The organism is Nonlabens sp. (assembly GCF_047636915.1).
Taxonomy (GTDB): domain Bacteria; phylum Bacteroidota; class Bacteroidia; order Flavobacteriales; family Flavobacteriaceae; genus Nonlabens.
Map to the genome: position 1 here is coordinate 72,173 of NZ_JBLIGN010000002.1, position 15,653 is coordinate 87,825.

Consider the following 15,653-nt stretch of genomic DNA (forward strand, 5'->3'; position numbering starts at 1 on the left):
GAATAAAGGTTGTTTGTTTCACGATACCTGATAGTGATGGGAAGAATATACACTTCAAAAAACATTCGGATGGCTCTAGCAGCTCTCACCTAAATTTGGAATTAAAATAGGATTCCGTATCTCAATAAAAATGCGTATCAAGATCCCAGATAAAACAAGAACGAGAACGAGATTTATTTAACCCCTGAGAGCAACGCTGAAAATCACAGAAACATATAAGAACGGATGCTATTCTCGTATTAAAATTTTAGGATCGAATTTTCTGGAATTTTGGAATAACAGACCTGACTAAATTAATTTTGAGTTAGCTGCCAAGCGCTACTGATCTACAGCTTTGAGGCAGCGACTATTACAGCTCAACTGCTAATCAACCTGCCTTTGACAAGTGGAATTTACAGAAAAACAGGAATGCACTAGTGAGCCATTAGAAGGTATGGATATACATCCTAATTGCCCTTCCATAAAAGCCTTTCCCAATAAAGGAAGTCACTCTATGGAACACTTCGACAAGCTAGCACAGATACATACAGAAAAATAAAAACATCTTATTCAAGTTCTTTTAAGCTCTACAACCTCATCATCTGCAATGACAAAAATTCTATTTCCATTTTTAGGTTTTAAAGAGTAGGTTCCTGTAAAATCGCCAAAAGCAGGTAATATCATGCCGTATTCCGTGCAGAAAAAACAAGATAATTTTAATTTTTGCCTTCCTAAACCTTGAAGTTTTACCGATGGATGAATGTGACCAGCGATGTTGTATTTCCCTTCTATTTCTTCTGGATGATGAGTGAGAAATAAATCCCCCATGTGAAGTACGTCGTAAGTTTTCATTCCTAGACGCTCAAAAGAGTCTCTAGAAATGACATCATGATTTCCCATGATAAGGGCAATCTCTATTTCTTGAAAGCCCATCCACTGCTCAAAAAAGTGCCACTCGGCATTTTTGTAGGAATGAAATAAATCCCCTAAAAACCATAATCTTGAGGGCTGAAACTCTGCAATAATTTGATTGAGCTTATCAAACTCTCTATCATCTGCCTGCGCAGGAACAGCCATACCATGTTTTCTAAAATGAGCACTTTTACCTAAGTGAACATCTGCTAGAAGTATGACATCTTGCTCTACCCAATAACACGCGCCACTAGGATGTAATTGAAAGGTTTGATCTGTGAGTTTAACTTCTAATGCCAACTTGCAGGATGCTTATTAATGGTGATTAAAAGTTTATTGTTTATGAATAAATGGGCATTGCGCTTTCGCAAAAGCTTTAACAATATACTCAAAGCGTTTAGGTTTTTAGAGAATTCAGCAGATTTATTTTTTCTTTTATCTCTGCAATACATATAAAACCACCAAAAGTAAATAAAAAGGTTTATTCTTTTTAAAAGAGGGCGTACTTCTCCCTATTTCTCCCAAGTGAAATCTTTAAAAGCTGCATCTACTGGTGTATTTGCAATATGATTTGTGTAATTGGTAATTACTTTTTGTGACACCCCTAGAATAATTTCTAATACTTGTTGCTCCTTATAGCCTGCTGTATAAAATTCTTTTAAGTCCTCAGGCGTCACATTACCACGCGTTCGAATAACTGCTAATGTCAAAGTACGCAACGCTTCTAACTTAGGGTTTTCTAATACGGTCTCATTGCGCAAGGCTTCTATAATTGTATCATCTACTTTCATCATTTTGGCGATACCAGTGTGTGCGGGTACACAATAATGACAGGCATGTTCTACGTTTATTGACTGCCATACAACAGTTAATTCTTCTGCATCAAATGAAGTATTTGTAAATAACTTGTTCAGTGTTTGATAAGCAGTTAAAAGTTGCGGAGAACCAGCCAAAATTCCGTGAATATTAGGGATCATTCCAAATGATTTTTCAGCTTGGACTAATATCTCTTTACTTTTTTCGGGAGCTGTTTCAATAGTGTGTATTTTTAAAGTTGTCATAATTATTTATTTTATTGTTGATATTCGTTTTAATGAAACAATCGTTTAGTCACGTTGCGAAAAACAGTTAAATGTTTAAGAAAGTCATTTCAATATAATCTTCTGTTTCCTTCTTACTATTTAGTCTAGATGCTGCGGCTAAACCGTGCTTTGCTAATAATAAAAAATTAGTTTGTTTTTGTATACACATATTATTTTTAGTGTTTTCCTTCTCTAATTTTTCTATTAATATTTCTTTTATTTGAGTTACAAAAGAAGACATTTGCTCTCTTATTAGTTCGTCTTCGCCTTTAGAAAACTCATACTATGTATTTGTGATGAAGCATCCTTTTTGAGTACTTCCTTTAAAATCTGCAGCTACAGAATCGTAAAAAAACTTTTTAATATCTGCTACACCGTTTGTTGCATTTTTAAATTTCTCTAGAATAACGCTAACTTTTAATTTGTAACATTTTAGGCTCTCAATAAAAAGCCCGTGCTTATTTCCAAAACTAGCATATATTGAAAACTTGTTTATGCCCATTTCTTTTTCAAGCATTTGCATGGATGTTGTTTCATAGCCATTGCACCAAAATAGCTGCATTGCTTTTTCAACAACTTCGTTTTCGTTATATTCTTTTTTTCTGGCCATTAATAGTTTAACCATTTACAAAGCTAAACAAGCGTTTAGTAAAAGTAAAAGACTTTGTTTTCCTTATGCTTTTTTTAACATTAAAGTTATTTTGAAGGTAATGTTTACCCGAGTGATAACAAAAGTTAGATTTCTTAACAAAGCAGTATGTAACCATTAATAACAGAGCTATTTTGCTATTTAAAAAATTCTTTAGATTTTCCCGTAAACATCCATTTCAACTAAAGACATCTTTTCCTTTCTTTTTTGATTATCTCTCTAGGTATTTTAAACCTATTGATGAATTTCTTATTCGTTCTTTCTAAAAAGGTTTTCCAAATTTACACCAATGAAGCGCGCGTTAGGTTACGTACTCTGACGCAGGGAAAAGGAAAAAGAAACTGTTAAAAATTGCGGGATCTAGGTGTTTTGAGTAGGTACACAACTGTTTAAAAAGCATACCTTAATGCAAAAATTAGATTGCGTCCAGCAGCGGCAATTCCAGAAGAATAGGTTCGGTATCGCTGGTCGGTTATATTTTCTAAAATTGCAGTAGCGGTTAAACCTTCGTTTATTTTATAACTGGACCGTATATTAACCGTGTACCAACTAGGTGAGTAGGGATCTCCATTTCGGTCCTGTGCATATAAGTATGGACGTACCTGCTGGCTAGGGGCTAGATCATTAAACTCGAACTGACCGTTAAACATGACAAATGTGTCTAACTGAAGCTTATCGTTTTGATAAACTGCATGAAAATCACCAAAACTTGGGGATACATGTCTAACAGCAACTTTAGAACCGTCTATTTCTTCCTGTTCACCTTGGAGCCAGTTGTAATGACCGTAGATTTTCAAATGGTCATTGAATTCGTATTGAACGCCTATTTCTACGCCATAAACAATGGCACTTTCTGCATTTTGAATCGCTTGCACTTGGCTTAACTCTCCTTGATACAGGATTATATCCTGACCATTAAGTTGGAAATCCCTAGGTACTAAGGCATCTTTCAGATACGTATAATAAGTAGCTAGATCAAAGGTGAATTTATCATTGATACGTTTTTTTATGCCTATTTCTGTATTGTAAGAGTACTCTGATTCTAGATCTGGATTAGGTACGATTACCGTTCCTGGACTGGGATCAAAAATTTTACCTATATCATCCACATTAGGCGCTCTAAATGCAGTGCTGAAGTTTGCTCTTAGCTCCCAGGTATCATCGGGAAGATAGGTTGCTCCAAGGGCTCCGGTTAGTGCTCCTGTACTAAGATGTACTTCCTCAAATGGAAAATTAAAAAACTGGTCTCGAAACTGCGCATCTAACCAGATATGATTGTACCGCAAACCAGACTGAATGGTTAATTTACGATTTAGTCTCCATTGATAATTTGCATAAGCAGCTAGCGACCTCCAAGAAGAACCATCTGGATACCTACTTGCAGCAGCTTCCCGTTCTTCTAAATCTATATCAAAGACACTACCTATAGAACCTACTCGATTATCAAGAAATTCGGCCCCATAAAATAGCACATTATTCTCTCGATTACGTCTTTCGAAATCAATAGAAGTGGTATGAACATCTACTTGTTCTTTACTTTGAAAGAGTTTTACCTCCTGAAACGAACGATTGTTGCGACTTTCTTCAAATTTTTGATACGACTGAGAAAATATCATTTTATCATACCATTTTCCATTACCGCGATGTATTGCTTTAGCATTTGCCATAAACCATTTTTGAGGCCCATAATACCATTGAGCAAAACGCGGATCACCCGTATCATTAAATCTGGTTAGTACATCGTATCTAGAATAGTTTCCCGTTGCCGTATAAATCAACCCAAGATCAAATTCCCAACTCTGATTGAGCTTGTATCTGAATTTTTGCAACAAGTTAATTTGATCGTAACCAGTAGGTATCTGTTTTTCTGGATTATTGGTGTCAACCATTACATCCTGGCCATTCGTTCTATCTACATATTGATTTCTTAAGTATTCATCTGGACCATGAGAACCCATTTTTAAATCTCCGAAGGAGTTGATACTAATACTAGTTGCAGCGGCAAATTTATTTGTGCCGTAATTAAAATCCAGATGAGCTGTATTTTCATTATTTGCAGTTGCATACCTCATCAACGCGTTTCCTGAAAACACCGTAGAATCTTGAGTAAATTGAGGTTTCTTAGTGTAAAAATTCATGACCCCACCTATGGCATCGCTTCCATAAACAACGCTTCCCGGACCTAAAATAACTTCCGTATGATCGATACTTAACGGGTCAATTGAAATAACATTTTGAAGGTTACCACCCCTAAAAATAGCATTGTTCATGCGCACACCATCCACGGTAATCAATAATCTATTAGTTGAAAAACCTCTTATCAAGGGACTCCCGCCACCTTGCTGGGATTTTTGAACATACACCTGACCAGACTGCTGTAATAAATCTGCACTGGTCTGTGGATTATTACTGAGCACATCGTGTACGTTTTGCGAGATAATTTTTTGAGGAATATCTTGTAAACGTTGTTCAAACTTAGATGCAGAAATAACAACGGGATTTATTTTTTCTGATCGAGGCGTCATTAAAATTTGATGAGCAAAACTTCTTATTTCTTTCTTATCTATCGCATAAGTTTCAAAAGCCATACTTTGAAAATAGATGCGATCCGAATTTGAAAATTTATCTAAGGAAACTTGGCCTTCAAAATCTGTGATATTACTAACGCTTTTATCCTTATTGTACACAGCGACAGAAACTAACTTCTCCTTAGTAACTTTGTTTAAAACTGTAACGGTTTGTGCAGTAGTAAAAAAACTTAAAAAAATAAAGAATATAGAGGCTAATTTTACTTGTCGAAAAGTTGCTTTAATATCGATAACGAATTGGGTTTTTTGAACGTTTGCAAATGTATCTGAAAATACGCAACGACCAAATTTAATAGGCTATTGCGATCTTCTCGATTCATTTTTATTTCATGTATGCTATCAAAATTCGTGCCTATGAACTCTTTTAGTTGCTCACTTTCTACATTTGTTAGATGATGTGGCTGCAAACCGTTTTCGTCAAAATTGCCGTTAAGCATATTAAAGTAGGTAAACTGTTTGGTCGCCCCATCTGGTTGAAAGCCTAAAAAGCTAGTCATATCTAATAGCGTTTTTATAGAAAAGTTTGCTACGTGATCTGATTGATCAAGGTATTGAAAAACAGAAGATAAGTACTCAAAAAGCTCCTCATCTGGCTGTTGCTCTGTAAGTAATTGAGTCAAAATTTCCGAAAAAAATAGGGTGATGCTACTTTTAACAATATCCGTATAAATATTTTGATAAGGAAAAGTAACTCGTGCCTCTTTGATGTACTCTAAAGTCCCTTTTCCTTTATACTGGGTTTCTATTTCCAGTTGTGTGAGTGGTTGAAAAAAAGATGTGCGCAATTTACCTTTTCTAGATTTACGAATTCCTTTAAGGATAAATGACTGAGTACCTAATTCTCGTGTGTACAGTCTTGCAATAAGATCTGACTCGCTATATTTTATGGCTGACAAGACTATCGCTGGAGTTCTAACAAGCATTTATCTAACGATCATCAATTTAGAAACGGTAGTTTCAATATTATCATTAGTAGAAATAAAGAGAAAGTAAACACCTGAGGCTACTTTACGACCAGAAAAACTTCTGGTATCCCAAGGAATGCTCCCTCCTTGAGAAACTGCTTCATACACTAAGTTCCCTTCTATGTCCGTTATTTTTACTCTTGCTCTATCCGTTAAACCATCGATGGTCACATTACCCTCAAATCCAGGGCGGACTGGATTAGGAAATGCTCGAACACTTTCTAAATTGTCTTCTGGCTTGCTAGATCGTTCTCCTTGAAAAGCAACAATACCTTTATCTGTTGCAAAATATATTTTTCCTGATGATTCATCTATGGAAATATCATTAACAGCATTAGTAGGTAAAGGAGAGTTATCTGTTGTAAATTGAAAAATAGTTTCTCTTCCAGAAGGAGAAAATAAGAATGCTCCAGAACTGGCTGTAGCTACCCATTTATTATTATTCCCATCTATTTCAATATCCAGTACTGCTTCATCAGCGAGTAATTCTCTTGGAATTCCATTAGTGTCTTCTATAATTATAGACCTTGCGTCGCTAGGGTTTTCTGTAAACATACTGTTGGGATTAAAAAGAACCCTCAATCCCAAATTGGAGCCTATCCATAGTTGTCCATTAAGGTCAAGTCTTAAAGATGCTACATAATTGTTTATTAGGTTATTATCCACATTAAATGATAGCGCCTGGGATGTCTCGGGATCAAAACCCACTAATCCTATACTTGTTGTGCCATAAATAATATTACCCTCTTGTGTAACGACAATTTTTGTAGCACTTTGAGCGACATTAGTTATTTCATCACTGAGGTCAAAAGCTGTCCACTGACCTGACGGAGTCCTTTTATGAAGAGAAAAATCAGATAGACTCTGCACAACCCATAAGTTCCCACTTCTGTCAAATGTAGAATTAGATATCCTATAGAATATACCTGGCGGAGGGGCATTTGAATCTACCGTTGGGAATAATGAGCTATTAAACTGTTCAAATCTTGTAACCGCTGATTCATCGACAAACTGCACAACACCGTCCTGCATAGAACTTAAAAACACCTCATTGGGATCATTAGGATTAACTGTAATTGAGGATATACTCTGAGCATTTAAAACGTCATTAAAACTATAATTCACCCAGCTTTCTTCTTCCCTAAAATAACTAATACCTAAACGTTCTAGCGGAAACGGATTATAGAACACATCGTGATTACCGTACCCTACCCAAAGTTCGCCTGGTGAACTAGATATAGAAAATGCAGCATTACGAGAGGGCCCATCTGCAACTATAAAATCAAAGTCAGTCTGATCTTGGATATTAATTCTGATCATACCTGCAGCTTCTGTACCTGCGTACAAGATGGTACCTCTTACAATTCCCGCAGTATAATTATAAGAAGTACCGCCAATATCATCGAGAAGATAAATTTGATTTAATGTCCTGTCATAAATATAAATAGCCTCTCTTGATGTGAATGTTATAAAATCACTAGTAGCATGAGCATCTCTTATAGCTTGCGGCAAGCGTATACCTGTACTTGCAAATGTACCCGAAGTAGTATTTAACTCGGCGAGAAACCTACCTACCGTAACCGCAAACAGCCTATTATCAAAAGTGATTACCTCTGTCCATATATCTATATTTATTTGATTCCAGTTCATAAAATCTATAAGAAATGGATCTGCAATAGGAGCTCTTCTCATACCACTATTTGCATCTAGAGTTGCCGCATAGAGAAAGCCATCAAATATCTCGATGGAAGCAACTGGTACTTGAATTCCATTATCCCCTATAAAATAAGTATCATCAAACTCTAGTCTTTCTAAATTATAAATCGCTATTCCAAAATCTGTAGCCATATAAATAAGGTCACCGCTTTCAATGAACTCATTGATTCTTTTATCAACTGGTGAAATAGACTGTTTATCTTTTATGGCCACTACATCATTAACTTGTCCATCTTGATCAACAATTTGTAGCAATCCATTTTCATAACCTATAATTAAAGCAGATTTATCTTCGCTGTAATGAATCTGACTTATCTCATCGCCACTGAGTCCGTTTACAGTAGTTAAGGTGGTGAAGCTTCTAGAATTGAGGTCATAGATAAACACAGCATTTTCACTCGCAGCATACACTGCCGTAGAGGATTCTTCAATATCTACAATAGTAGTAAACGAGAATAGTCCTTCCCAAGAGCCTGTGAAATCTTGAGCAGCTGTAATGTTGCCTGCGAGTAAAATAAAAAGAAGTGCTTTTTTCATATAACTAGAACGTATCCATCTATATTATATGATGAATCAAGCAAAAATAGACTTAATTTAAGGCAATAAAAAACCTCTGTAGATTTTACAGAGGTTCTATGTGGTTATTCATTTCGCTTTCGCGAAAGCGAAACTTACTTCATACCAACTATATTAGACAATTCCTTGGGCCAGCATAGCATCTGCTACTTTTACAAAACCTGCAATATTTGCACCTTTTACATAGTCTACAAATCCATCACTATCTTTTCCATACGTTACACACGCCTCGTGGATATCATTCATGATACTGTAAAGCTTGCTGTCCACTTCCTCTGCAGTCCAGCTGTATCGCATAGAGTTTTGAGACATCTCAAGACCAGAAGTGGCGACGCCACCTGCGTTAGACGCTTTTCCTGGAGCAAAAAGAATTTTACTGTGAATAAAATGCTCCACCGCTTCCGGAGTACAAGGCATATTTGCTCCTTCACTTATGCATATGCAGCCGTTTGAAACTAGTGCTTTAGCTTCGTCACCATCCAACTCATTTTGAGTGGCACATGGCAATGCTATATCACATTTTACCGACCATGGGCGTTCTCCCTCATGATAAGTGGCACTTGAATAGGTATCAACATACTCAGAAATACGACCACGTCTATTATTTTTTAAATCCATTATAAAGGCGAGTTTAGCTTCGTCGATTCCTTGTTCATCGTGTATGTATCCACCAGAATCTGACATGGTAATAACGATACCTCCTACTTGAAGTATCTTTTCTGCAGAAAATTGTGCTACATTACCTGATCCAGATATTACTACTTTTTTGCCTTTGATATCTTGACCACGTGTTTTTAACATGTTTTGAGCAAAATATACATTACCGTACCCTGTTGCTTCTGGACGGATTAAAGAACCACCATAAGAGCGTCCTTTACCAGTAAGAATACCAGTAAATTCATTTCTTAATTTTTTGTAGTAACCAAAAAGATATCCTATCTCACGTCCACCTACTCCTATATCTCCAGCAGGTATATCGGTATCTGATCCGATTATACGTTGTAACTCCACCATAAATGACTGGCAAAAACGCATTACTTCACGATCCGTTTTTCCTTTAGGATTAAAATCAGCTCCACCTTTACCGCCACCCATAGGTAATGTAGTAAGGCTATTTTTAAATACTTGCTCAAAGGCAAGAAACTTGAGAATACTTAAGTTTACAGATGGATGAAATCTCAAACCACCTTTATAGGGTCCAATAGCACTGTTCATCTGTATGCGATATCCTCGATTTACATGAACCTCACCACTATCATCTGTCCATGGGACACGAAACATAGTAACACGCTCGGGCTCTGCCATTCTTTCTAGCAGTTTATCAGACTGGTATTGTTTATTTTCTTCGATGAAGGGTATAACGGCTTCAGCAACTTCTTCTACTGCTTGAATAAATTCTGGCTCGTTAGGGTTCTTCTTTTTTATCAAATCGATAAAATCTTGGATGTTTTTTTCCATTATCTTTAATTTGTTCCTTTAAGAAAACGTTTTCGTTAGTTGTGCAAATATAATATTATACGTTGATGGTTGTTTTTTTTTACCAATAAATTATGTCAGAAAAGCTGACGGTCCCCATAGCAATCAGGATGAATGGAACGATCCTCTATTCCTAAGCTTATTATCCCTAATGTTTAGTAGTTGTATAAAATACATTTCGGTATATTTGTAAGTATCACAATGTACTAAATACTTATGAGACACTCACATAAACAAGTCACTACGGTTTTATTTTTTCTTACAATGATGACGGTTAGTAATGCACAATTGGGATTTTCACATGAGTTAGGTTTTATTACTGGTCCAGTAGCTTTTCAAAGTGACTACGGGGAGCGCTATGACTTTGATACTAACTCAGGAAACGTAGGAATAGGCATAGGATTGCTTCATTATATGAATTTCGCTTACAGGGCAGACTGTAATTGTTATTCAGCAGATAAATATTGGAATGATCATTTTAAAATACGAAGTGAAATTAACTATCACGTCACTACACTCAACCATTTAGGTACAGAAGCAGATGAATTATCCTTAGGTGGTTTACAATTAAGATCTATGCAAGGTAAAGCAAGGGTTTTTGAAGCTGGAGCTCAAGTAGAATGGTATCCTTTGAGCATAAGAGACTTTCAAGAGGGAAGCCCTAAAATAGCTCCCTATATAGGTTTTGGTGCACATTATGTAAATTACAGACCAGAAGCAACAAGCACTTTAGGCCCTCTAGGAAACCCAATAACAACTTTTCCCACTTTTATAGACCAGATTGATACTTCTCAAGGAAGTGCTATAGCTCTTGTAGCAGATTTGGGATTTAGGTATAAAATAAGTCCTTTAAGCGATATTTTGATCTCTTCTAAATGGCATTATTATATGGACAGCAACTTTGTAGATGGCTTAAGTCCCAATAATTTGAATAACAGATCAAATGACTCGATATGGTGGTTTAATGTAGGTTATATTTTCTATCTATAACTTTCATTTTTTTTAGTTAAACCTGCGTGTTTTAGAATTTAGTGCTGCCGAATTTTAATCCTGTAATCCTATTTCTTCTAAGGGATCCCAATAGGTTTCTTTAAGGTTTTTTATTTGATCCTCTTTGATAATTACACCTTCATTTTCTAACAATTGCTGCATTAAATTTGTTCCAGGAAAATGGTGCTTTCCTGTAAGAAGTCCATTGCGATTTACGACTCTATGAGCTGGTATTTCTGGATCGTTATGTGATGCGTTCATAGCGTACCCAACAGCTCTACTGCTCCTAGGAGTGCCTAGAACTTTTGCAATCCCTCCATAACTCGTCACTCTCCCGTATGGAATTTGCTTGACTACTTTGTAAACCCTTAAAAAAAAATCGCTAGAGCTCATCCGTAAATTCTAAAAATGGTAAATATGGCAATTAATAAGGTGAGACCACCTAAAATATAATTGATCTTACGAGCAAAAGTATTGCTGTCAAATCCAAATTTCTTTACATACTTAATGTAGGCTAATAACATCATAAAGGTACCAACAGAAGCACCTAAAATAAAAAGATGCGCCATAGGATAGGTAAATTCAAACAAACCTCTACCAGCAAGAAAGGAACTGAAGCCTATGTAAAAGGGAATTGGAAAAATATTCAGTACGGATAAGATGATGCCTTGAGCAAATAATTTTACTGCTGACTTATCAATCTTCTTGACCTGTGGAGTACCAGAATCTAATGCTGCTCGTATAAAAAAGAAAATAGAAAGTCCTATAAAAGCAATCACTGCAAACTGCTCAAGAAGCAATAAATTATCTGGGCTGTCATTTAATAATTTTGAAAAAAACACACCTATATAAACCTGCCCTATTACAACTATTGCAGCTCCAAGCGCAAAAACCATCGCGGCTTTCTGACTTTGTTTTACACTTATTTTGGCCGCCGTAAGGTTCAATAAACCAGGAGGAATAACACCCACAAAGCCTATAATAATACCAAATAATAAATGTGAAAATACGGCCATTAATGAAGTCTAAACTTGATGTAGGTAATTGCCTTGCCAATTTCTAGGTATTGCTTTTCATAAAATGTTTGCGTTGCTGTAACTTCGTCTGGTGACTCCGTATTTGAATAAACATCATGATGTGCGTATAAAATTTCTTCCCCTCTACCTTGCAGTAATCCGAGCGTATAACCGTGCATGAACTCAGAATCTGTTTTAAGATTCACAATTCCATTTGGCTGCAATATGCGTTTGTACTTTACTAAAAACTCTGGATTGGTCATCCTGTGCTTAGTACGCTTGTACTTCATTTGAGGATCTGGAAATGTGATCCATATTTCTTGTATTTCTGATTCTGCAAAAGCAGCATCTACCAGCTCAATCTGTGTCCTCATAAAAGCAACATTGTTAAGCCCTTCTTCTAAAGCTGTTTTTGCTCCACGCCAAAAGCGAGCCCCTTGTATATCAATACCTATAAAATTTCGATTGGGATATTTTCGAGCTAGCGCAACCGTATATTCTCCTTTTCCACAACCTAGCTCTAAAGTAATGGGATGATCATTTCCGAAAAACTCATTCCACTTTCCCTGATACTTAAAATGAGATACAACTTCTTCGCGGGCAGGTTGGATGACGTTTTTAAACGTTGCGTTTTCGTTAAATCGTTTGAGTTTGTTTTTACTTCCCAATACAATTATTTAAAGGTTAATTAATGTCTACAAATATACCTGATTACAAAGTCATTGTATATTTACTGTATGCAAAAATCCAAAAACATTTTGGTTGCTCCCTTAAATTGGGGTTTAGGACACGCCACTAGGTGCATCCCAATTATTAATGCAATTATAGAAAATGGGGACAGGCCTATTATTGCAAGCGACGGCCAGGCACTTGCCTTGTTAAGGAAAGAATTTGAAAAGGAAGAGTTTATTGAACTTCCATCTTATGGTATAGAATATGGGGAGGATGGACAAAATCTAAAACTTAAAATGCTTAAGGATTCTCCTAAAATCTGGATGGCAATACGCAACGAACATAAAATGCTCCATAGTATTATTTTAAAACACCAGATTGCAGGCATCATATCTGACAATAGATTAGGGCTTTACAGCAACATAGTTCCTTCTGTGATTATTACTCACCAACTTCAAGTACTATCCGGAAACACGACTTGGCTCAGCACGCAGTTGCACTTACATTATATAAAAAAATACGACTACTGCTGGATTCCAGATGTAGAAGGATTAGAAAGCCTCTCCGGCAAGTTGTCCCAGAATGACGATTATGAAATTGAGAAAGTATATTTGGGCCCTCTTTCTAGATTTAAGAACACAAATAATTATCAAAAAAAATACGACTTAATGATATTGCTCTCTGGTCCTGAGCCACAAAGAAACATTTTAGAAAAAAAATTATTGGAAGAAGTAAAAAGATACACAGGCGAAGTATTGTTTATAGCTGGTAAAATTGAAAAGGAACAACGTTTCCTAAAAAAAGGACTGCTTACCTATTATAATTATCTATCTACAGATGGATTACAAAAAGCATTGGATCGCAGTGAAGTTATATTGTGCAGGAGCGGCTATACCACGATCATGGATTTACAAAAAATGAACAAAAAAGCATTTTTTATCCCTACACCTGGGCAATTTGAACAAGAGTACTTAGCTCAATTGTTAGATCAAAAAGGAATTGTCCCACAGGCATCTCAGATAGATTTTAAAATAGAGATGCTATCTCAAATCATTAATTATAAAGGCTTAGGAAGCATTCAAATCTTTACGACCTCTATATCTTCTGTTCTTAGAGAAACTTTTTCTAACGTAAATGAAAACTCAGAGCCTATTCCTAACTCGCTGTCAACATAAACGCGCTCCCCGTGTGCTTCAACAATATGTTTTACGATTGCAAGGCCTAACCCAGAGCCACCTTCTTTACGAGATCCTGTTCTATCCACTCTAAAGAAACGTTCAAATAATCGGGAAATAAATTCCGGTTTTATTCCCTCGCCGTTATCAGTGACACGCACAATGACTTTATTATTAATAAGATCTTCTATAGCAACTTCTGTAGTCCCATTTTGCTTACCATATTTAATAGAATTCATAATAAGATTTGCCACGACTTGTAATATCCTTTCTTGATCTGCATTTACCACAATATTTTTATCGTAGTTCATATCAAAAACTAGAGAGATATTTTTCTTTGACGCCTTCATTTCAAATTGATCAAAAACTTGCTTCACCAAATTAATAATATCAAAATTTTCTTTATCAAGACTCATATCTCCTACCTCAAGTCTGGTAATCATATCCATATCTTTCACAATATAGGTAAGACGCTCTACTCCTTTCTGAGCACGTTCCAAGTATTTCTTTCGTATGACTTTATCTTTATGAGCGCCGTCAATTAAAGTGTCGATATATCCTTGAACCGTAAATAAAGGTGTTTTCAATTCATGAGATATGTTCCCTAGAAACTCTTTTCGGTAATTCTCTCGTATTTGTAAGGTTTCTATTTCTGTTTTTTTAATTCTAGCAAATCGTTCTACTTGTTGCTTTAGGGTGCGCATGTCTGTAGCCACCTCACGGTCCTCAAAATTACTAGATTCTAAAAGAGAAACATCTTCATAAATACGCGCTATACGTCTATATATAAAACGTTTTACACGATATTGTATGATAGAAAAACACAGTATAAAACTCGCAACAGAAATTGCTATGACCATATAAAAAGGTATCGATACCTGATCCAAAAAGGACAAAGAAAGAAACATTATAAATAACAGCAGCGTTATATAGACTGATGACCTGATTGCAAATCTGTAGCTGTTTTTCTGTGGCGCTGTATTATTTGACATACTTATAGCCTACACCTTTGACAGTTTTAAAGCTATCATCTCCCAATTTCTCTCGCAATTTTCTAATATGAACGTCGATAGTACGTCCACCTACTATAACCTCATTACCCCAAACTGTGTCCAAAATTTCTTCTCTCTTAAACACTTTTCCCGGCTTTGATGTTAATAAAAAAAGCAGCTCAAATTCTTTGCGAGGTAAAATCATCTCTTCCTTCTTATAAATGATTTTATATTGATCTCTGTCTATTACTAAATCTCCCAATTTTATAATATTTGAAGTTTCAGAAATTGTGTTTTCTTTGCGTCTTAAAAGCGATTTTACTTTAGAAACTAAAACACGTGGCTTTACTGGCTTAGTGATGTAGTCATCTGCTCCTGCGTCAAAACCAGCGATCATGGAATAGTCTTCACCTCTGGCTGTAAAAAAAGTGATCACCGTACCGTCTAATTCTGACATTTTACGCATTTTCTCACATGCCTCAATGCCATCCATTACGGGCATCATTACATCTAAAATAATAAGATCTGGCTTCTTCTTTTTAGCTTTTCTAATGGCTTCCTCACCATTTTCGGCAGTATACACTTGGTACCCTTCGTTTTTCAGATTATAACTCACTATCTCTAGAATATCTGGCTCATCGTCTACGAGTAGAATTTTAGCTTTGGCGTCTTTCATTTCTTCTTGCATATACTTAAAGTGCTAATTTAATAAGATAGTTGGGTAATGATTTTAAATTCATGTTAGCTTTAGGTTAACTCCATGTTTAAAAAAATAAAGTTAAGAAAATAATTTGTGTTGTTCTCGCTTTCGCGAAAGCCGAATGCACAAAAATATAAAATTAAGTATAAAACCTTAATTACCAAT

Annotated in this window: 15 protein-coding genes; 2 read left to right on the forward strand and 13 right to left on the reverse strand. The window is 35.8% G+C overall.

The features are described from left to right. Nucleotides 1-549: 549 nt before the first annotated feature. The 8 genes from pdeM to gdhA form a co-directional block, all read right to left on the reverse strand. Nucleotides 550-1,191, reverse strand: a complete 642-nt coding sequence (gene pdeM, locus ACJAT0_RS00820) for a ligase-associated DNA damage response endonuclease PdeM (protein ID WP_374003203.1) — start codon at nt 1,189-1,191, stop codon at nt 550-552. A 212-nt stretch (nt 1,192-1,403) separates the two neighbouring features. Continuing rightward, nucleotides 1,404-1,952 (reverse strand): carboxymuconolactone decarboxylase family protein, encoded by a 549-nt coding sequence (locus ACJAT0_RS00825; protein ID WP_415180116.1) that lies wholly within the window; start codon nt 1,950-1,952, stop codon nt 1,404-1,406. Nucleotides 1,953-2,019: 67 nt separating this feature from the next. Further along, the gene (locus ACJAT0_RS00830) at nt 2,020-2,214 is read right to left on the reverse strand and encodes a hypothetical protein (RefSeq protein WP_415180117.1); all 195 of its coding nucleotides are present in this window, start codon (nt 2,212-2,214) and stop codon (nt 2,020-2,022) included. Between the two features lie 42 nt (nt 2,215-2,256). Next, nucleotides 2,257-2,598, reverse strand: a complete 342-nt coding sequence (locus tag ACJAT0_RS00835) for a TetR/AcrR family transcriptional regulator (protein ID WP_415180118.1) — start codon at nt 2,596-2,598, stop codon at nt 2,257-2,259. A 413-nt stretch (nt 2,599-3,011) separates the two neighbouring features. Then, nucleotides 3,012-5,309, reverse strand: coding sequence for a TonB-dependent receptor plug domain-containing protein (locus ACJAT0_RS00840; protein WP_415180119.1), 2,298 nt, complete (start codon nt 5,307-5,309; stop codon nt 3,012-3,014). 101 nt (nt 5,310-5,410) lie between these two features. After that, nucleotides 5,411-6,133 (reverse strand): DNA repair protein RecO, encoded by a 723-nt coding sequence (gene recO, locus ACJAT0_RS00845; protein ID WP_415180120.1) that lies wholly within the window; start codon nt 6,131-6,133, stop codon nt 5,411-5,413. Next, nucleotides 6,134-8,428 (reverse strand): T9SS type A sorting domain-containing protein, encoded by a 2,295-nt coding sequence (locus ACJAT0_RS00850; protein WP_415180121.1) that lies wholly within the window; start codon nt 8,426-8,428, stop codon nt 6,134-6,136. Between the two features lie 153 nt (nt 8,429-8,581). Then, nucleotides 8,582-9,925, reverse strand: a complete 1,344-nt coding sequence (gene gdhA / locus ACJAT0_RS00855) for an NADP-specific glutamate dehydrogenase (RefSeq protein ID WP_415180122.1) — start codon at nt 9,923-9,925, stop codon at nt 8,582-8,584. Between the two features lie 234 nt (nt 9,926-10,159). On the opposite strand from gdhA, the gene ACJAT0_RS00860 reads away from it, so the two are divergent. Next, the gene (locus tag ACJAT0_RS00860; protein ID WP_415180123.1) at nt 10,160-10,933 is read left to right on the forward strand and encodes a THC0290_0291 family protein; all 774 of its coding nucleotides are present in this window, start codon (nt 10,160-10,162) and stop codon (nt 10,931-10,933) included. 54 nt (nt 10,934-10,987) lie between these two features. On the opposite strand, the gene ACJAT0_RS00865 is transcribed toward ACJAT0_RS00860, so the two are convergent. From ACJAT0_RS00865 to trmB, 3 genes are read right to left on the reverse strand one after another with little or no spacing between them, the layout of a single operon-like run. Further along, complete coding sequence (locus tag ACJAT0_RS00865; RefSeq protein WP_415180124.1) at nt 10,988-11,326, reverse strand: MGMT family protein; 339 nt, start codon at nt 11,324-11,326, stop codon at nt 10,988-10,990. Then, complete coding sequence (locus ACJAT0_RS00870; RefSeq protein ID WP_374003193.1) at nt 11,323-11,949, reverse strand: LysE family transporter; 627 nt, start codon at nt 11,947-11,949, stop codon at nt 11,323-11,325. The genes ACJAT0_RS00865 and ACJAT0_RS00870 overlap by 4 nt, the downstream gene beginning before the upstream one ends. Beyond that, on the reverse strand, nt 11,949-12,617 hold the full coding sequence (gene trmB / locus ACJAT0_RS00875; RefSeq protein ID WP_415180125.1) for a tRNA (guanosine(46)-N7)-methyltransferase TrmB: 669 nt from the start codon (nt 12,615-12,617) through the stop codon (nt 11,949-11,951). The genes ACJAT0_RS00870 and trmB overlap by 1 nt, the downstream gene beginning before the upstream one ends. 69 nt (nt 12,618-12,686) lie before the next feature. Between trmB and ACJAT0_RS00880 the strand changes: the two genes are divergently transcribed. Then, a complete protein-coding gene (locus ACJAT0_RS00880; protein ID WP_415180126.1) occupies nt 12,687-13,796 on the forward strand; it encodes a glycosyltransferase in 1,110 nt (369 codons plus the stop codon). Here the strand turns inward: ACJAT0_RS00880 and ACJAT0_RS00885 are convergent. After that, nucleotides 13,700-14,788, reverse strand: coding sequence for a sensor histidine kinase (locus tag ACJAT0_RS00885; protein WP_415180127.1), 1,089 nt, complete (start codon nt 14,786-14,788; stop codon nt 13,700-13,702). The genes ACJAT0_RS00880 and ACJAT0_RS00885 overlap by 97 nt on opposite strands. Then, nucleotides 14,778-15,464 carry a response regulator transcription factor gene (locus ACJAT0_RS00890; RefSeq protein ID WP_415180128.1) on the reverse strand — a complete coding sequence of 229 codons (687 nt, stop codon included), beginning with the start codon at nt 15,462-15,464 and terminating at the stop codon, nt 14,778-14,780. Before ACJAT0_RS00890 ends, ACJAT0_RS00885 begins: the two co-directional genes overlap by 11 nt. Nucleotides 15,465-15,653 lie beyond the last annotated feature (189 nt).

Bases quoted from the DNA above. Each gene is read 5' to 3' on its own strand.
- ACJAT0_RS00825 (WP_415180116.1), bottom strand. From the start codon at position 1,952: ATGACAACTTTAAAAATACACACTATTGAAACAGCTCCCGAAAAAAGT.
- ACJAT0_RS00830 (WP_415180117.1), bottom strand. From the start codon at position 2,214: ATGTCTTCTTTTGTAACTCAAATAAAAGAAATATTAATAGAAAAATTA.
- ACJAT0_RS00835 (WP_415180118.1), bottom strand. From the start codon at position 2,598: ATGGTTAAACTATTAATGGCCAGAAAAAAAGAATATAACGAAAACGAA.
- recO (WP_415180120.1), bottom strand. From the start codon at position 6,133: ATGCTTGTTAGAACTCCAGCGATAGTCTTGTCAGCCATAAAATATAGC.
- ACJAT0_RS00850 (WP_415180121.1), bottom strand. From the start codon at position 8,428: ATGAAAAAAGCACTTCTTTTTATTTTACTCGCAGGCAACATTACAGCT.
- gdhA (WP_415180122.1), bottom strand. From the start codon at position 9,925: ATGGAAAAAAACATCCAAGATTTTATCGATTTGATAAAAAAGAAGAAC.
- ACJAT0_RS00860 (WP_415180123.1), top strand. From the start codon at position 10,160: ATGAGACACTCACATAAACAAGTCACTACGGTTTTATTTTTTCTTACA.
- ACJAT0_RS00865 (WP_415180124.1), bottom strand. From the start codon at position 11,326: ATGAGCTCTAGCGATTTTTTTTTAAGGGTTTACAAAGTAGTCAAGCAA.
- ACJAT0_RS00870 (WP_374003193.1), bottom strand. From the start codon at position 11,949: ATGGCCGTATTTTCACATTTATTATTTGGTATTATTATAGGCTTTGTG.
- ACJAT0_RS00880 (WP_415180126.1), top strand. From the start codon at position 12,687: ATGCAAAAATCCAAAAACATTTTGGTTGCTCCCTTAAATTGGGGTTTA.
- ACJAT0_RS00885 (WP_415180127.1), bottom strand. From the start codon at position 14,788: ATGTCAAATAATACAGCGCCACAGAAAAACAGCTACAGATTTGCAATC.
- ACJAT0_RS00890 (WP_415180128.1), bottom strand. From the start codon at position 15,464: ATGAAAGACGCCAAAGCTAAAATTCTACTCGTAGACGATGAGCCAGAT.